Below are 720 nucleotides of genomic sequence, written 5' to 3'. Positions count from 1 at the left end.
GTGATCACGACCTCGAACGGGGCGCGGAGGTTCTCCACGAGGCGCTTGGCATGGGCGTCGCCGGAGTTCGCCACGATCACCAGCGCGTACTCCTCATGCCTCATGGCTACGACGGAGAGGAGCACCGAGGACCAGGCGGCCACGTCGACCGCGTCGACCTGGCCCGGTTCGAGGGAGCGCCGGCCGGCCATGAAGTTGTTGACAGTCGACCCCCTTTGGTCGACAATCGACCATCGGATGGTCGACAATCGACCGGGGCGCCCCAGGCTGCTCCGCTGAAGCACTAGGAGGACTCGTGGGATTCGATGTCAAGCCCAAGTTCGTGACGTTCGACATGAACGGAACGCTGATCAAGTTCAGCATCAACGACACGATGCGTGAGGTCCTGGGCGACCGACTGCCGGCCGAGGTCGCCGATGAGTACCTGCGGATCTGCAAGGCGTACCGGATCGACGAGTGCACGGGCGAGTACCAGCCATTCCACCAGGTCGTCGCGCGTTCCATGGAACGCGCCTCGCGCAGCGTCGGTCTCGAGTACCACGAGGACGAGGCGCGGGCGGTGTACGACCGCATCCCCACCTGGGGCCCGTACCCCGGTGTCACCGAGGCGCTGAACCGCCTGGCCGAGGAGGTCCCTCTGGTCATCATCACGAACAGCGACACCGCGCACGCCGTGCGCCTCGCGGAGAACCTCAAGGCCCCGTTCGAGGTCGTCATCAG

The 720-nt window shown here is 65.7% G+C and carries 1 protein-coding gene and 1 pseudogene; one reads left to right on the top strand and one right to left on the bottom strand.

Going from position 1 to position 720, the window contains the following annotated elements:
- Positions 1-191: pseudogene (locus AQJ91_RS57195) on the bottom strand (hypothetical protein); the annotation flags it as partial.
- A 104-nt stretch (positions 192-295) separates the two neighbouring features.
- On the opposite strand from AQJ91_RS57195, the gene AQJ91_RS47820 reads away from it, so the two are divergent.
- The coding region (locus AQJ91_RS47820) for an HAD family hydrolase (protein WP_159054840.1) at positions 296-720 on the top strand (425 nt) is incomplete at its 3' end.

This window comes from Streptomyces dysideae (genome assembly GCF_001514305.1).
GTDB lineage: Bacteria > Actinomycetota > Actinomycetes > Streptomycetales > Streptomycetaceae > Streptomyces > Streptomyces dysideae.
This window is presented reverse-complemented; position numbering and strand designations above follow the sequence as displayed.